This is a genomic window from Mucilaginibacter ginsenosidivorax (assembly GCF_007971525.1).
Lineage (GTDB): Bacteria > Bacteroidota > Bacteroidia > Sphingobacteriales > Sphingobacteriaceae > Mucilaginibacter > Mucilaginibacter ginsenosidivorax.
Genome location: NZ_CP042437.1, coordinates 4,972,702 through 4,988,414, shown reverse-complemented (window position 1 = coordinate 4,988,414; position 15,713 = coordinate 4,972,702). Strand labels below are relative to the sequence as shown.

The 15,713-nt window shown below is 41.6% G+C and carries 12 protein-coding genes and 1 tRNA gene; 4 read left to right on the top strand and 9 right to left on the bottom strand.

The genetic code is table 11. From position 1 onward, the window contains the following. Positions 1 to 131 precede the first annotated feature (131 nt). From FSB76_RS20915 to FSB76_RS20905, 3 genes are all read right to left on the bottom strand, one after another. Positions 132 to 416, bottom strand: a complete 285-nt coding sequence (locus FSB76_RS20915) for a hypothetical protein (protein ID WP_147056777.1) — start codon at positions 414 to 416, stop codon at positions 132 to 134. Positions 417 to 439: 23 nt separating this feature from the next. After that, on the bottom strand, positions 440 to 3,556 hold the full coding sequence (locus FSB76_RS20910; RefSeq protein ID WP_147056775.1) for an AsmA family protein: 3,117 nt from the start codon (positions 3,554 to 3,556) through the stop codon (positions 440 to 442). Between the two features lie 476 nt (positions 3,557 to 4,032). Further along, entirely contained in the window at positions 4,033 to 4,890 is an 858-nt protein-coding gene (locus FSB76_RS20905) for an ankyrin repeat domain-containing protein (RefSeq protein ID WP_147056772.1), read from the bottom strand. A 95-nt stretch (positions 4,891 to 4,985) separates the two neighbouring features. Between FSB76_RS20905 and FSB76_RS20900 the strand changes: the two genes are divergently transcribed. Beyond that, positions 4,986 to 5,744, top strand: a complete 759-nt coding sequence (locus FSB76_RS20900) for a hypothetical protein (RefSeq protein WP_147056770.1) — start codon at positions 4,986 to 4,988, stop codon at positions 5,742 to 5,744. A 13-nt stretch (positions 5,745 to 5,757) separates the two neighbouring features. On the opposite strand, the gene FSB76_RS20895 is transcribed toward FSB76_RS20900, so the two are convergent. Continuing rightward, positions 5,758 to 8,223: a TonB-dependent receptor gene (locus FSB76_RS20895; protein ID WP_147056768.1), complete on the bottom strand. Its 2,466-nt coding sequence runs from the start codon at positions 8,221 to 8,223 to the stop codon at positions 5,758 to 5,760. Positions 8,224 to 8,725: 502 nt separating this feature from the next. On the opposite strand from FSB76_RS20895, the gene FSB76_RS20890 reads away from it, so the two are divergent. Both FSB76_RS20890 and FSB76_RS20885 read left to right on the top strand, forming a co-directional pair. After that, positions 8,726 to 9,136, top strand: a complete 411-nt coding sequence (locus FSB76_RS20890) for a response regulator (protein WP_147056766.1) — start codon at positions 8,726 to 8,728, stop codon at positions 9,134 to 9,136. A 45-nt stretch (positions 9,137 to 9,181) separates the two neighbouring features. Next, complete coding sequence (locus tag FSB76_RS20885) at positions 9,182 to 9,541, top strand: response regulator (protein ID WP_147056764.1); 360 nt, start codon at positions 9,182 to 9,184, stop codon at positions 9,539 to 9,541. Positions 9,542 to 9,664: 123 nt separating this feature from the next. Here the strand turns inward: FSB76_RS20885 and FSB76_RS20880 are convergent, their stop codons facing one another. Next, the gene (locus FSB76_RS20880; RefSeq protein WP_147056762.1) at positions 9,665 to 11,488 is read right to left on the bottom strand and encodes a PAS domain S-box protein; all 1,824 of its coding nucleotides are present in this window, start codon (positions 11,486 to 11,488) and stop codon (positions 9,665 to 9,667) included. A 20-nt stretch (positions 11,489 to 11,508) separates the two neighbouring features. After that, positions 11,509 to 13,071: a hybrid sensor histidine kinase/response regulator gene (locus FSB76_RS20875; protein WP_147056760.1), complete on the bottom strand. Its 1,563-nt coding sequence runs from the start codon at positions 13,069 to 13,071 to the stop codon at positions 11,509 to 11,511. Between the two features lie 164 nt (positions 13,072 to 13,235). Here FSB76_RS20875 and FSB76_RS20870 point away from each other — a divergent pair, with 164 nt between their 5' ends. Beyond that, positions 13,236 to 13,556 carry a hypothetical protein gene (locus FSB76_RS20870; protein ID WP_147056758.1) on the top strand — a complete coding sequence of 107 codons (321 nt, stop codon included), beginning with the start codon at positions 13,236 to 13,238 and terminating at the stop codon, positions 13,554 to 13,556. Positions 13,557 to 13,690: 134 nt separating this feature from the next. Here FSB76_RS20870 and FSB76_RS20865 read toward each other — a convergent pair whose 3' ends face one another. From FSB76_RS20865 to FSB76_RS20855, 3 genes are all read right to left on the bottom strand, one after another. After that, positions 13,691 to 14,035: a hypothetical protein gene (locus FSB76_RS20865; RefSeq protein WP_147056756.1), complete on the bottom strand. Its 345-nt coding sequence runs from the start codon at positions 14,033 to 14,035 to the stop codon at positions 13,691 to 13,693. A 311-nt stretch (positions 14,036 to 14,346) separates the two neighbouring features. Beyond that, positions 14,347 to 14,420, bottom strand: a tRNA-Arg gene (locus FSB76_RS20860). Positions 14,421 to 14,973: 553 nt separating this feature from the next. Beyond that, entirely contained in the window at positions 14,974 to 15,711 is a 738-nt protein-coding gene (locus FSB76_RS20855) for a DUF4184 family protein (RefSeq protein WP_147056754.1), read from the bottom strand. Positions 15,712 to 15,713: the final 2 nt, after the last annotated feature.

Below are 15,713 nucleotides of genomic sequence, written 5' to 3'. Positions count from 1 at the left end.
ACCACCGAATTTGCTTTTTTGTTGCGATTTGGTGCATAAAATGGTATTTTGACATAAACAAAAAATATCAATCACTTGATTTACAGGAATTTATTATTTTTCAATATTGTTTTAAGTATCCCGTAGCCCCTCTATCCTCCTAAGATAAAATTCATATAAATGAACATGGCAATAACCGATACCGTAGTTACGATATAAAGCGCCGTTGACTTTACAATAATCCGTCGCCAAAGCAAAGCCATCAAAATAGCCATGTGAATAATTAAAAAAGCCAATGAAACCCAAATGGTATATTTATCGGCCGACGCGCTTTCGCCATAAATAAAAAAGTGGGCAAATTGACCTATGATCTGGAGCACAAAAAACAGTACCAGATTTAACATGGTAACCACCACAAAAACAAATATTTTCTTCATCGGCATACTGTATTGCACTTGCCCTATTCCCCCTCCGGCGTCTCTTTTAATTCGTCCTCTTTTTTACCCTTGCCTAAATGAACTATCGGCTTTTCCTGGGTACCGGTAATAGTCATTGGGATACCAAAGATACCCAACGGTGGCAGGCCAAGGCGAAATTGCAGGTTTAGCTTGCCATCAAAACTTACCTGCCCCTCAAACCTCGGGCGGAAGCCGGCCATCCTCATTTTGGTACGCTGAATGGTGATGATGTTGTTGGCTATGGTGGTTTTAATATCAACCTTGCTTACATCGTTTTTGCCGCCCAGGCTATCGCGCCCGGTTGTTTTACCCACAGCGCTAAATAGTTTAAAACCTTTTACCTTTACCTTTTTAACAGAGAGTACTCCCCCACCCTTCAGCGATGGGTAAATAGGTTTCATATCGCTGTTAAGCTTGCCGCTTAGTTTATAATCCAACGATACAATACCCTCGGCACTTGCGGCAGATGTGGCCATGTCATGAAATAGTTTTACCTCCTTGTAAGCCCTTTTAATGTCAAAATCTTTGGCATCAATATGGTAATCAAAATAAGCTTTTTGCGGGCTTATGCTGCCGTAGGTGGCATCCATTACCACAGGCGCGCCTATCATGGTAAAGCCGGTTTGTTTTAAAACTATCTGGCCTTTGCTTACGCTCATTTGGCCTTTGGCATCGTTGATATCCAGGCCATTATATTTTACCTTTTTAACATCGGCTGTAAAATTCAGATCGAGGTTGGCAGGTACCAGGATAACGCCCGATTTGGCCGCTTTCGGGGTAGAGGGGCCACTGGCAAAAGCTGTAAAATCATCGGCAATGATAAGGCCGCTGCTTAAATTAAACTCGCCCTTTAACGGCGAATTGGGTTTTACAGCATAATCTATCACGTTGGATAACGCGCCGTTAAGCACAATAACCGATTTACCATAATTAGCGGTAAACTGATCGAACTTCATTTTATCCTGGTTAAAGCTAAACAAACCTGTTTTGATAAGGAATGGCTTGGGGAACAGCTCGGATGTTAAAATTAAATCTTTAACCTTCATGGTGCCCGAGTTGGCCAACTGATCATACCTGCCGGCTGTAGCATCGCTTTGTTTACCTTTAAGGGACAGGTTGGTGGTGATAAGCCCTTTTACATTGTATCCTGCCATGGCAAACACCTTGTAAATTTTACCAATATCCAACGATCCGCGCGATTTGATGCTATAATCCAGGTTATCAAAGTTTTTAAGGTTGGCTTTCAGCATAAAGGGCTGCCCTTCAAAGGTGAACGATACCGGTTTAATATTCACCTTAAGGCCTTTTAATGACCCGGTATTGTTGCTGATTGCTGTGCTGATCTCCAGGTTTTCAACCGGGTGGGGGTAATATTTGGTTTGGATGTAACCGCCATGCAAATCAATCTGCGCGTTGGTAACCGGGAATATTCTTTTGGCCGGGATATACCTGCCTTTGGTTTGTACATCGGCATCCAGGTTGCCACGCAAACCGATGCTATCAACCGGGTAAAACTTTTTGATATCGGCCAGGTCGAATTTTGCTTTCAGGTCGGCGTCAATTAAGGCACCTGCGGTATTGCTTAGTTTTAAATAACCTTTAACGTAGTTGTTCAGCGCGTTAATGTTCAGGTTGGTCATGGCCATGGTGGCATGGGCCGGGTTTTGGTCGGGGCAGTTGGCATCAAGGTCAAAGCTCACGTTTTTCATGGCCTCGGGCAGTTTGGCATATTTAAAATAGCCGTTCCGGAAGGCAGAACGCAATCTAAACTTAGGGATACTTGTAACCACAGTATCGATATGATGCCTGATGCCTGTTTTCCTGATTCCGGTGGCGTATTTACCTTCGGCTACCATGTGCAGCGAGTAGCGGCCCTTTACATCAAAAGCCTTTACTCCAAAAGCTTTGTTCCATTTTTCCAGGTCAATCTCGGTATTAATTTTGGCGAAGATCTGCGGCGATTTAATGCCCTTCACCTTAATAACCGATCCGAAGTAATCCCTGCCGATATTAAAATACACCGAATCGATATTCAGATCCAGGCTATCGGGATTACAGCCCGGTACTTTAGCCTCCATATTCAGGTACAGATTTTTTACCGGCTCGGGTGTTTTTTTATTGGCGATATAACCATCGCGGATTTTCATACTGAAATCAAGATCGGGCATTTGCTTGGTGGCGGCTATGTACTTGCCAACAAGCGACATGGTGATCTTCCCGTTACCATTCAGCTCGGTATCATCAGTCCATTTGGCATATTGGGCAGGCAGCGCGGTAAAAATATCGCTCAGGTCCTGCTGATCAGATTTGATCCTGAAATCCATATCGTAACCATCTTTCAAAAACTCAAACTTGCCCTTAAAATCAACCGGCAACGCATTGATCATGAGGTCGTTTTTTTGAAATACAAAAGCAAGCGATTTGGTGTTAATGCTGGTAACCAAATCGGCGTTTACTTTTTTATGGTAAATGTAGTTTTGGCCGCCGTAACTAAAATCAATCGAGCCTATCTCGGTATGGGTATAAAGGTCAAATACATCTTTGCTCAGGTCGCCCCTGCCCTGGTAGTTAAAATCGCGGGCATCAACCAGCAACGGCATCGATTTATCGTTATAAACCAGGTGGCTTTTTTCAATCAGTATCTGCTCAATGCCTAATGATGCGCTTGCGGTATCTGCAGCCTGCGCCGGTTGGGCGGGTTTGGCCTTGTACACGTTATAGTTGCCGTGCCCCGCGCTATCTACCTGGATATTGATGGTGGCTTTGCTCAGGTAAACGCGGTTAATGTTGATTTTACTTTTAAACACCGAGGAAAGATCAATAGCCAGCGAAATTTCTTTTGCTGCTACCAGCGTATCGTTCTGAAAAGGGGCGCTGCCATTGAGCGAAAAATCATCCAGGGTAAGTGTAAGCGCCGGAAACTTTTTAAAGAAGGATAGGCTTGTGCCAGAGAAATTGAGCTTGCCGTTAATGCTGCTGCCTGCCCACTGCTTTATTTTATTGGTAATAGTTTGAGGGAACAGGTATGGCAGTAAAAACATTAATACCAAAAGGCTCACCAGGGTAATACCCGTAATTTTGAGCGTTTTAACGAGTATCTTTTTAATTGGGATGGGCATAAAAATATAGATAATCAGGTGCCATAAAGATAGAGCAAAAAGTTGTGCTGTTAGTAGAATTTAGCTACAAAATAGACAAGCATCCTATACCCCCCGGGTTGCAGGGAATCCCTTTCAAAAATTCCGATGTAGAAAGAAAGGTAGCCCCTACGGGGCATAAAAGAAATTTGACATTGTGTTCTACAAATAGGTTGCCTCTACGAGGCAAGCGCCTTTTATTTCGTATTGTATCGTCCTAAAAAAAGTTTACAGTTTTTTAGATAATCCTTTTATGTATTTACAGGGTGTATTATGCCTCGTAGAGGCAACCCATTTGTAGCAATATCATCTAAATTCCTATTATGCCCCGTAGGGGTTACCTGTATCCGCATTAAAATGCTATTATATGAAGTAAAAAAGTTTAAAGCCGGTTTCCCTGCCCCTCGACTGGGGAGAATTAATGCTAAATCCTTCTTCCGGGGCGGGTTTGTTTGAGGCTATCTCCTCAAATACTCCGCTATTTCCGCAAAATTCTTCCTGGCTTCTTCGTTCGGGCTTTCGTCATTTTGCATGTGCAGCGCCCAGCCGAGCGGTGTGCCATTATAAACCTTGTCGGGCATATCCAGCCTCGCGCCTGCCTCAACCAACAGCTTTACACACTCCAATGAGCCGGAATATACAGCCTGGTGTAGCGGTGTAGCATGGCTGTGAAAACCCTTGTTATTTTCCGGGTAACCGTTCGGGTCGGCACCGAGGTTTAACAGGTAGGTTACCATGTGCGGTTTACCGTAGAAACCGGCAACCGTTAAGGCTACCAATAATTCGGCTTTATCTGCCCCGGCAGTAAAACGGATTACATCGTCCATCCTATCCAGCCCTATGGCTGCTGCCAGTGTAAGCTTGCCGCCACGTTTGATTAAGTGTGAGGCGGCATCAAAATTACCGTGCGCCAATGCGCCCAAACCGCCACCCGGTTTTGCGCCGGCATCAATCAATACATCCATTAAAGCTATTTGCACACCGCATTCACGGGGAATCCTGCCGGTTGCTACCAGGCCAAGGGCATAATCCAACTGATGCTGCATGGTACCGGCAGCAAATTCTTTTACAAAACCTACGAGCAATTGAGTAACATCAGCAATATTTGGAGGTAGCGTGCTATTGCGGATAGGATTATCGGCCACAAACCAAAGCAGGTAAGGATCTTGAAAATAGCCGGGTTCGGGAAGATCAAGTTTATCCTGTACCAACTGTCGGTTTTCAGCTATCAAAATAGTTAATAATCCAATATCGCCATTTTCGATAGCTTCCACCGCCTGCCGGAAAAGCGGATTGGTAATGTCAGCGTTTTTCATCCCTCCTGATTGAAATAGTAAATAAGCTTTATCAATTAAAGATACATATGTATCTTTAAAAACCGTTCTTAGCGGTGTTAATTTGCACTAAACCAATGAAAAATATCATCTGCGCAGCCCTGTTTTTATTTATTATCCCGGGAGCCCAGGCCCAGGCGCCGGCTTTCATCATAAAAAGATACAAAGAAATATTTAGGTTGATAAAGGCCGATAAAGCGCAGGAATTATCAAAATTGGTGGCCTATCCCTTAAAACGACAAAACCCGCTAAAAAGCATCGCCAATGCCAATGAATTTGTAGCTTATTTCCCTGTTTTGTTTGATGATGCTTTTAAGAAAAAAATAGTACTGTTTGCCGATAGTGATGTATTTGATCATCATGGCGAATATGGTCTGGTTGGCGGCTCATTTGACGGCGACATATGGTTAAATAGTGATGGCCGAATACAAGCCGTTAATTACAGCTCCAGGCGGGAAACCGACCTGAAAAATCAGCTGACAAAAGAAATTCAAAGCAAAATATATCCAACAGTAAGCCATTGGGACGAGAATGTATTGCTATTACAATCGCCCAAGTTACTGATCCGTATCGACAGGGTTGGCCAAAAACTGAGGTATGTATCCTGGAGCCAGGGCCGCCCAACCTCGACAAAACCCGACCTGGTGCTAAACAATGGCGTAGAAGAAGCACAAGGTACCCAGGGCGGCTGGACATATACCTTTAAAAATGGCGACTGGACCTATGTGATAGATGATGTTGAAATGTGCGAAACAGCAAGCCAATGCGGCTATTTTCTTCGCCTCAGCCTTAAAGACGTTGAAAAATCATCAACCAGGCTAAAGTTGGTTAAATAATAATCCCTATTTATCAAAACGGAAATATCGCTTTGAAACTCACATTGCGGCCAATATTGTAAATACCCAGCCGGCCATTGGGTGAAGCTGTGTAGTATTCAAAATATTTTAGCCTGTTCAGGTTGGATTGATAGGCAACGTCGAACAAATTATCTAGTTGTAAAAAAAGCTCGCAAAAGGATTTTTCCGACTTTCGTTTTATTGTTGTACCCATACCTATGTTGATAAGCGTATAGCCGGGCGTAGCTGTTTCGGTATTATCAAGGGCGTAAAAACGGTTTTGGGCGGCATAAGCGTCGGCCCCTGTTTTAAACCATATTTTTGAAAACACCCCATAAGCCTGTTGCAGGGTAATCTTTACCTCGCTGCGCAGGTGCAGCGGGGGGATAAAAGGCAGGTACTTTGCCGCACCATTTGATTTTTGAATAAGCTGCTGATTTTGATTAATACCCGTAACATAGGCCACACTATTATTAAATGCCAGCCATTTTAGCTTCTGCGGATGCAGGTTAACCGTAAACTCGGCACCATAAAGCCGGGCCTTTGATTGCTGGTACTGATAGGTGCTGTTACCCGGAACAATTATTACCGGGTTACCGGCGGCATCGGTTAGCTTAGCCTGATAAATGTAATTATCAACTTGGTTGTTAAAAAATTCGGCAATAAGATCGGCATCCTTCAGGTAAGCAATTATACCCAGGTCTTCCTGTAAACTAAACTCGGGATTAAAGTTCCTGTCGCCCAGGTAAACAATGTGCGCGCCGGGGTCAAGGCCGTTGGAGCCAATTTCGGTAATATTGGGTGCCCGGTAACCCCTGCCAATGTTGGCTTTAAGCAGCAGCCTTTCGTTAACATTGTAAGTGAGCCCCAGGCTGCCCGAAAGGCCTTTGTAAATATGCTTAAACGCCGGGAACTGGAGATGGGCGCCCGTTGTATCGGGCAGTTTAACCTGGTGCTCAAAGCCATTGACGGCATCAGGCCCAACATAAAAATCATTCCACTTGATGTGGCGGTTATCATACCTTAGGCCGCCCGAAACATCAAGCTTACCAAAACTTTTTTTGCCGAAGATAAACGCGCCGGCATCAAACAGGTTATAATCGGGTATCGGGAAATCGGTAGCCGCCCTGCTGCGGTTGGCCTGGTACATACCGTTAATACCCACAGTACTTTCAACGCCGGCAAATGCGGGTAAATTGTATTTCAAATCGTAATTAAGGGTATTAAGTACTACATACAAACCGGCCTGCTGAGCCTGGGTAGGGTGATTATATTCCCTGCGGATGCTTTGCTGCAGCCCAAGCGTTGCATCAAGGCTGCTATTGCCCAGTTTAACCTGGTTGTGGGTATAAATACGATAATGCTGAATACGCTGGTGAAGCGGCGCTATGCTGTATGAATTTAATTCATTACTGCTAACCACAGGCCTGTTTTTGATATTATCAGCGGCAAGCTCATTTACCTGTTTGGTAAACTGCCGGGTAAGTGAATCGCGGCTACCATCGGGAATTTCCTGTCGGTTATCATATATAGTTGCCGCTATTTGCGAGTAGCCCCATTTTTTTTCAACCCTAACCATACCCGATAAATTGTATTCCCTGAAGCCGGTGTTGTAAACCAACCCGTCAATTTTATCGCGGTAATCATGTGCTGCCTTGGCTGTGGCCCTAAAAGTATATTGCCAGTTTTTATTTTTGTAAGCCAGGCCAAGTGATGTGCCAATCATCCCGTTGTTGGTATGGTAATCGGCAACGTAGTCGCCTTTTAATACGCTGTCCGCCCCGTTGGGTATAGCGGGGATCAGGTTAATAACACCGGCAATTGCATCCGAGCCGTAGGTTAAGCTGGCCGGGCCTTTTATCACTTCGGCCCTGCCAATACCATACTGATCTATCTCGATGCCATGTTCATCCCCCCATTGCTGCCCCTCCTGCCTGATGCCATCATATAACGTTAATACCCGGTTATAACCCAATCCCCTTATAAAGGGTTTTGAGATGTTGGGCCCTGTAGTAACGGCGCTTACGCCGGGCACCCCCTTTACTATGGCATCAATAATATTATTGTTCACATTCATGTTCATCTCCTTTTTGGTCATCACAGCAATCGGCACGGGGTTGCGCCGCAACTCGGTAGCCCGCGATACGCCGGTAATAACCACTTCGTTCAGTTTAGAGTAACTCTCTTTCAGGTTGCTGTTTAAAATTACGGTTTGTTGTTTGGCAATAGTTACCCTTAATTTTTCGGGGAGATACCCAATAGCCGAAAAAGACACCTCGTAGCTGCCGGGGGCAATATTTTGTAACTGGTAATAACCTTTTTGGTTGGCCGTGGTACCTATTGTAGTGCCTACTATAGTAACCGAGCCATAGGCCAGCGGTTCGCTGCCTGTTGTGAGGCGGCCTTTTAACACACTAACCTGGGCTAAAGCACTTACTGATGGTAGTAAGAGTATCAAAAACAAGTACCATATTTTCATTTGATTGCAGATTGATTTTTATTCAAAGCACAAAACAAATAAAAATAATTAGTCTTACCTAATTTTATTAAATAAATAAAACTAATTAATAATCTTAAATACATCAGATTTTATAGCTTAGCAATACCGCAAGAGACACTAAAATGAAAAGAGAGAAAAGTTTAAACGATAAAAAACATCGTTATGCAGGTTAACGAAGCAGTATTTAAGTCGATTGAAGGAGGCACTGCATACCAACGCGTTTATATTTATTAACCGGGTAACAGATTGTGTGCGAAGACCATACTTAACATAGGGATGTTATACACCCCGTTAAAACACCTATTGCATACCCCGTTAAAAAACGGGGTATTTAACCAATAAGTGTTTTTTTATTTTAATCTTAAATAACTAAATTAGCTTTTGCATAGTCCTGTTTTTATTCCCCTATAATTAAAACAGATTAAACCAAAAGGAAACTTTTTCCTTAACAAACATTTTCGCAAATATTAGTTTAATTTCAATGGATCAAAAAAACATGGCCTCCAATATCCTGGTGATAGATGACGGCGAGATTGATAATATTATTTTTGAAAAGGTGGTAAAAAGGGTAATGTCAAATTCAAGGATAGATGCCTGCAGCGACGCCCGAAGCGCTATTGCCAAACTAATGCATATCAGCAAAACCGAACCTCATCTTTTTCCAGATTATATATTTTTAGACTTAACGATGCCCGTTATGGATGGGTGGGACTTTTTAGAGGAGTTCAGGCGATTAAATATCGATCCACTTAAGCAAAGTAAAATATATCTTCTATCTTCGTCGATATCAATTAAGGACATTAACCGGTCGCGCACGAACCCCTTGGTGTTTGATTTTATATCAAAACCAATGAACAGGCAAAAGGCCGAGGCCATTTTTGAAGTTGCCTAAAGCTTCAGCACCGTAATATTAATATTTAACTAAACTTCTTTATCCATGTTGAAAAGCATTTTGGTAATTGAGGATGATACCGACATTTTAAGTACAATTGAAAACGTTTTGGTTTACCATAATTTTGCGGTCACGGGTTTAACCCATACTAATGATATTATTGAATCTATAAAAACCTACAAACCCGACCTTGTGCTAACCGACTATATGTTACCAGGTATGAATGGTGGTAAAATTTGCCAAACCATTAAAAGCACCAAAGAAACCAACCATATCCCCGTTATACTTATTTCGGCTTATCATCGCCAGGCCATCTCATTAGCCAATTTCAACTACGATATTTATATCCCCAAGCCTTTTGACATTGATAAGCTGGTGCAGGCTATAAATAAGTTGTTGAATTAGTCTTGAGTCAAAAGTCTTGAGTCAAAAGTCAGCTTTACTTTCTACTTGGAACTTAAGACTCCCGGCTGAAGACTATCCGTCAATACACAATTAATATAACATTAGTTTATGATTGTTACGGCTTTATAAAGCTGCCTTATCCTGTATAGCTACACTATTACAAGGTAGTTTTATTGTTGTAACTGCACCAAGGTTTGGGCCATCGCTTTGTATTTGAAATGAGCCATCATGACTATCAATAATCGATTTACAATTATATAAGCCCAGCCCGGTACCGCTCTCTTTGGTTGTAAACCCTCTTTTGAAGAATTTATTCCCTGTTTCGGCATCAAAGCCTTTACCATTGTCGGCCATCCTGAGTTCGAAAAAGTCATTAGCGGTGCTTAAATTAATCTCGATTGTTTTTTCGTCCTTTTCAAGGTCAATAGCTTCAATACTATTTTTCAGCACGTTTAAAATAACCTGCATTAATTTGGTATGATCGCCTTTTAAAACATATTCGCCCGGCGCCACAGCCACCTTTAACTGGATGCCTTTTTTATCGGCAGATGCCAGAAGCATAGCCTTACAATCGTCAATGATATTAACCAGGTTTACCATTTTGCGGTCCTGCGACCCGCCGTGCCCTTTAACAAACTGGCGCTGAATACTTAAAATGTCCTGTATGTGCGATAAAATATTCAACAATTCGGTAACAGCAGTTGAAATTTCGCCTTTGTTTTCGGCCTGCGATTTATGGATACTATCTGTAAGGGATACCAGCGCTTTAGCTTTATCGGCACCAATTGCCAGTTCAAGTGCGCTTTGCTGCCCTTTTATAAATAAGGCAAGATTTTTAATGGTATCAATATTGTACCGCTCCATCACCCGGTTAATCCGGTTAAGGTACGATCCAAAGCCTACCAGCGCATTGCCAATATCGTGCAATACTTCTGATGCAATTTCAAATTTACCCTGTGCTATCGCTTTTTCTAACTCCTGCTCTTTTTGCGATATCAACTGCGCGTTTGCAAGTTTTAAATCCTCCGCCTGGCTGCGCAGTTCTTCCGATTGAAGATTTAGTTCCTCATTAAGCTTATTTAACGCTTCTTCATTTTTCTTGCGCTCGGTAATGTTGTGCCCAATGCCCAATATACGCTCAACCTGCCCCATTTCATTACGCACAGGTACTTTTGAAGTTAACAGCCAGTGTTTATTGCCTTCCTTGTCAAAAAACAGTTCTTCTTTGTTTACTATCGCTTTACCTTCCTGAATTACATTTAAATCATCATGATATCCGCGTAAGCCAATGTCATTATTAAATAATTCGAGGTCGGTTTTGCCAATTACATCAGCTTCTGATTTTGCACCAATGGTTGCTACATCGGCAACATTGGCTATTATCTTTCGGCCGTTAGCATCTTTTATATAAATAGTGTCGGGCAAATTATCAATAAGGGTTCGCAGCAGTATTTTTTCAAGCTGCAATTGTTCTTCTACTTTTTTTGATGCCGTTACATCGGTATGGGTACCTATTAACCGTTTTGCATTACTCCCCTGCTTATTATTTACATAGCGGCCACGCGACCAGATCCACACCCAGCTGCCATCGGCATGTGCCATCCTGAAAAAATTCTCGTATATTTTATCGGTTGGGTTATTTAAATATTCTTCAAACCGGGCAGTTGCTTTTTCCCTGTCTTCCGGATGAATAAGATTAATCCATGTTTCATTTAAATTACCTTTGCCCGTAGTATCAAATTCATTAATTGACCTGCCCAGCAATAAAAAATACTCCTCATTACAATTCAGAAAGCCTGTTTCGGTAAAATATTCCCAGGCACCAATATCAGATGCCAGCATCAGCTCCCGGTAGGTTTCAATTGTTTTTGTAAGCTCTTCAATAACTTCCGGCGAATGGGGATCACTAACAACCGGTTGATTACCGTTTAATGCAATATCAATCATCTTAATATCAGGTTAGGGTACTATAATGGCAGGGTAATTAAAAACACGGCGCCCTGATCGTTTTTCACTGTAATATTGCCGCCGTGTGCAGTTATAAACTGCTTTACAATGGCAAGGCCCAGGCCGGTTCCGTTTTTCTTTTGCCGGGTAACAAATGGCTCAAAAAGAGTACCCGCTATTTCATCAGGAATGCCAGGGCCATTATCGGCTACGCGTATAATCACCGCATCACCCTGTACTTCTGCGCTGATATTGAGCGTGGCATCAGGCGTTTTACGATCATGAAGTGCATCTACGGCATTGTTTACCAGGTTACTTAACGTTCTGCGCAATTTGCTTTCGTCACCATCTACAAATAAGGGGTCTGGCACATTAACATTTATAATAATGTCAGCTGCGCCATCCCTTATCTCTACCTGCTTTACCGCGTCCCATGAAATTTTATTTATGTTAACAGGTATTTTTTTAACAGGGGTGTTTTTTATAAAATCTAAAAAATCATCAAATATTAATGATGCCTGCTCGGCCGATTTATCAATCAAATCAATCAGGTCGCTTTCAAGGCCATCCTCACGCATCATCTCGGTCATCAATTTTATATTTTTAATAGGCGTGCGCAGGTCATGCATTACCATGCCAATTACCTGCCCTACGGCCGATAATTTTTCTTTTTGTATCAGCTTTTCATTTAACTCGGCATTTCTGATGGCCTGGGCCGCATTTTGAACAAAAAGCTTCAGCATATACATTTTTTCGGTTTTAAGCCTTTCCTGTTTTTTAAGAACTGCAAATACCGAATAAGTATCCAGGCGCGCTAAAACAAGCTCATCCACCTGTATTACCTCGTCCTTTTCTATATCTATGCTTTTTACCCGCGCAATTAATTCCTGCAGGTTTATTTTCTCTTCTATCGCACCTATCGAAATTATTTTTTCGTACGCAAAATCATCATCCAGTTTACCTATCAGGGCCAAGTCGGTATCTAACGAGCCGGCCAGCTGGTCAAGAATGTTTTTCAGCAATGATGTCAGCTGCATCTTGTTTAAACCGATGGAAGAAATAGATTCAATCAGCTTTTCAAGATTCCTGAGCTTGTTATAATCGGTAACAGCTTTGGTAGCCAGTTGAATAATCTCTTCCGGCGCGTAAGGTTTGCAATGATATCCTACGTTTTGGCCTGCCTGCTCAACAATTTCATCAATAGAGCGGTCGCTGAAAGCAGTAATGAAAATAATTTCGGCCTTTACATCGTATTTCCTAATTTCCATGGCAGTTTCAAGGCCGCTCCATCCGGGCATACGCATATCTAAAAATATAACGGCGTATGGCGTACCGTTTTCAACAGCTTTTTTTACCAGCTTAACGCCTTCCATCCCGTTGGGTGCTTTGGCAACAGTAAACTCCGGAATGCCCCGGGTACGGGTTCCTAATAGTGGTTTAGGAACGTCAAAAAGAATATTAAACGCCTGATCGATATTTTCCTGCTCTTCATCATTATAATTGGGCATCAATATATCTTCGATATTATCCCGAACTAATTCCTCATCATCAATGACCAGGACAGCAGTATTAGGCTTATTCATAATTCTTTAAAATAGATTTAACTTAGGAGTTTTTAATTAGAGGTTTCTACGATAAATTTTGATTTAGGTTGTTGAATTATCAAAACTGCCGGAATAATATTAACAGTGAACTTAATAATACTTAAAAACAGTAAAACACATGCTATCCCTTCATTAGTTTTGGATTGGCAGAAACGTTATTATTGATTTTTGGTGGAGGGGCATTATTCGATAACCAAATCTGGTTATCCTTGATTAGAACACCATTACACGTACAAAGGCAAACAACCGACACTTTAACGTTTAAACAGCAAAAAAGCCCCCAATTACATGCTGACCTTCAGCACTGGGGAATTGAAAGTCAATTTAAACAGGGCAACCATATAATCAACTATGGTCAGGACTTTGAAAGATACTATAATCAGGAAGCTTTAGTGTGGTTTATGCCGCAAAGTTTTATCAGCTTTGCGAACGCAAATCATCGCAGTTTATGGAACGAAATGTAAAATACCTTGTGGAGTGAATTTTTGATCCCAATCGTAAAACACGAAACGCCGTACTATTCACACCTACCCGGTCGTTGGACTTCAATTTTTCAATCTTATATCACTGGATAATAACGAAACAAATTTCAATTCTCTTATTCAATTTTCAAATCAACATCGTTGTCCATCCATCCCAAATTAAAAACGGGAATGTTGCCAGTTGCTTCCCATCCTTTTGCTATAGCGTGTAAAATTACCTGGCGTACAATATATCCGGTTATAACAATCTTTTGCTTCGCTCCTTGCCCCTTACCCCCATCTGGTAAAATCCATTCATGCGTAACTTTAGAGTGGTATTCAAAATACGCTGTTATTACCCGATTTTGTTGCTTCATAGGTATTATTGAAAGGCTTATAGCATCATCAGTGCCCGTTGTACTCCAGGCATACTTTATATTATCAACGGTAATATTCCTCAGTCCTTTTTTAGGCAATGTCATTATCGAAACTCTTATATGCTGACGTTTTCTTCCTTAACTATTTTGTTCGCTTTCCGAACGTAAATAAAAATTACAGTTGCTACAAATAAACAAAAACAAGCGTTAATTAATGTCCCAACGCCTTCGGCCTTAAAGGTTTTGTCGGTTGACCTTATATTTTTAATTCCGTCATACACCTCGTAAAGGAAATACAAAAACATATAGATACTTGCAGCGAGTGAAATTTTTCGGTACTTAACAAAAACTGAAGACATAGGAGTAGGCTTTGGTTTATATAAAAAAAGCAAGCCAACCTGGCCTGCTTTATACTGTGATCCCATTTGGATTCGAACCAAAGACCTACAGATTAGAAATCTGTTGCTCTATCCAGCTGAGCTATAGGACCATCGGTAAAATCAACGACTTTGTGGCAAGGTATCATGCCATCGTGTTTTTCGCGGTGCAAATATGCAAAATTATGCTGAATTATCAACCACAAATTTGTGATTTGATTAACGAACGGCTCTTTTTACGATTCTTTTGTATAGGTATTCGGTAAATCGCGCGTTTACATCATCAGGAAATTTCCAGTTGGGATAGTATTGTTTTTTAATATATTTTAAACTGCCAAAGAATAAAATACTTACTGTTAACAATAAACAAAGCGAGAGCAATATTGCTCCAAAGGTAATAACAAAGTCCATCTTAATTAGTATTTTATTGTTATTACGCAAATAAATTGTAAAGGTTATATTTTTTTTGCCCGTGGGTATTAATTATTTAACGGCCAAAATAAAAGCCCCTCGCACTCGCTGCTTGGGGCTTTAAACCTAAACCTTATCACAATTAATAAGTGTAGAAACACTTACCTTATGAGGTGGCAAATATAGGGCACTAAAGTTTATTTTGCAACACCGGATTGAAATTAGGACACTCCGGTTATAAAATTAACAGAAATGTTACCTTACGTTAATCCTGGTATTTTTAATTAATATAAGCGAAACCACGATTAATCCGATTAACCCTCCCGCAATAACCGTTACCAATAAATTCCCAATCTGATGTAATTTAAGGCCTATTGATAACCTTATGATGGTTATTAATACTATAGAAAGCACTACTATTACCCAATATTTGCCGATTGTGTGTGTCCTGACAGCCTCATTTTTGGGCATCGGTATAATAACCGCCGCGATGGCGGCAAACCCAATGAACGTGCTACCATGTTGTAGTATCTTATAAATAAACACACGATGCCCCCCGAGGCTCATTGTTTTTGTAAGTGCTGGAAAATGTTGAACAAAATACCCCTTGGGATGAGTAAAGCCATCCCAAAAAAGATGCGAGGCCGACCCAATAAAAACCGAACACGCCATGACGGCGACGGACAATAACGAAATATTTAAAGGCAGGTATTGATACTTGGAAAAGCGGCTGTTGAGGAACCGGGGCAAATTATCAATAAACCCATCCCTTACCAGCACCAGGTAAACATAGCTAAGCAAGATACCCAGGGGCACATCAAACCAAAACAACCCGGACAACGTATGGCTATAATTACTTTTTACCTGCATCCTGATAAAATATTCAAAATCGGGCGTCATGCTGCCGGCTATCAAACCAGTTAAGGAATACCAGCGTTTGGGAAGATGTTTTAAGGGTAAAATGATAGCCGGATGAGCGAAGGTGAGGGGCATGG

Excerpts from the sequence above, each read along its gene's own strand:
- FSB76_RS20915 (WP_147056777.1), bottom strand. The coding sequence starts at position 416 with ATGAAGAAAATATTTGTTTTTGTGGTGGTTACCATGTTAAATCTGGTA.
- FSB76_RS20910 (WP_147056775.1), bottom strand. The coding sequence starts at position 3,556 with ATGCCCATCCCAATTAAAAAGATACTCGTTAAAACGCTCAAAATTACG.
- FSB76_RS20905 (WP_147056772.1), bottom strand. The coding sequence starts at position 4,890 with ATGAAAAACGCTGACATTACCAATCCGCTTTTCCGGCAGGCGGTGGAA.
- FSB76_RS20900 (WP_147056770.1), top strand. The coding sequence starts at position 4,986 with ATGAAAAATATCATCTGCGCAGCCCTGTTTTTATTTATTATCCCGGGA.
- FSB76_RS20895 (WP_147056768.1), bottom strand. The coding sequence starts at position 8,223 with ATGAAAATATGGTACTTGTTTTTGATACTCTTACTACCATCAGTAAGT.
- FSB76_RS20890 (WP_147056766.1), top strand. The coding sequence starts at position 8,726 with ATGGATCAAAAAAACATGGCCTCCAATATCCTGGTGATAGATGACGGC.
- FSB76_RS20885 (WP_147056764.1), top strand. The coding sequence starts at position 9,182 with ATGTTGAAAAGCATTTTGGTAATTGAGGATGATACCGACATTTTAAGT.
- FSB76_RS20880 (WP_147056762.1), bottom strand. The coding sequence starts at position 11,488 with ATGATTGATATTGCATTAAACGGTAATCAACCGGTTGTTAGTGATCCC.
- FSB76_RS20875 (WP_147056760.1), bottom strand. The coding sequence starts at position 13,071 with ATGAATAAGCCTAATACTGCTGTCCTGGTCATTGATGATGAGGAATTA.
- FSB76_RS20865 (WP_147056756.1), bottom strand. The coding sequence starts at position 14,035 with ATGACATTGCCTAAAAAAGGACTGAGGAATATTACCGTTGATAATATA.
- FSB76_RS20855 (WP_147056754.1), bottom strand. The coding sequence starts at position 15,711 with ATGCCCCTCACCTTCGCTCATCCGGCTATCATTTTACCCTTAAAACAT.